Here is a 402-nt window from a genome sequence, read left to right on the forward strand (position 1 = left end):
CAGGCGGGTGGGGTTTCGTCACTATGGCTCCCGGTCTCTCGCCTAGCGGAGGTGCTTTGTCGATGCAGCAGTTACCTGCGGCTGAGGATGATATTGCCGACCGCCCGGTTTCCGGCGCCCCCGCGGTTGCGCGGTGGCGGGGGGCGCTGCGATCCGGCGTGCGCGGCGAGAGGGGTGTCCAGCAGGCGGAGGCGTAACTCGCCGTGCAGCTCGAGAGTGAAGAGCGCCGATGCAGTACCGGAGAGACCGGCGAGTTCGCCTTGTGGGACTGGAATCTCGAAACCGACGAAATGCACTGGAGCGATGAGAACTACCGGATACTCGGTTATACGATCGGTGCGGTGGAGCCCAGTTACGGGGCATGGGCGGATCGCCTCCATCCGGAGGATCGCGTCCGAACCG

1 protein-coding gene is annotated in these 402 nt (G+C 65.4%); it reads left to right on the top strand.

Going from position 1 to position 402, the window contains the following annotated elements:
- Positions 1-203: 203 nt before the first annotated feature.
- On the top strand, positions 204-402 hold a 199-nt coding region (locus tag DD559_RS20005), incomplete at its 3' end, for a PAS domain-containing protein (protein WP_206364596.1).

The sequence above is a fragment of the Sphingomonas pokkalii genome, from assembly GCF_003096275.1.
GTDB classification, from domain to species: Bacteria; Pseudomonadota; Alphaproteobacteria; order Sphingomonadales; family Sphingomonadaceae; genus Sphingomonas; species Sphingomonas pokkalii.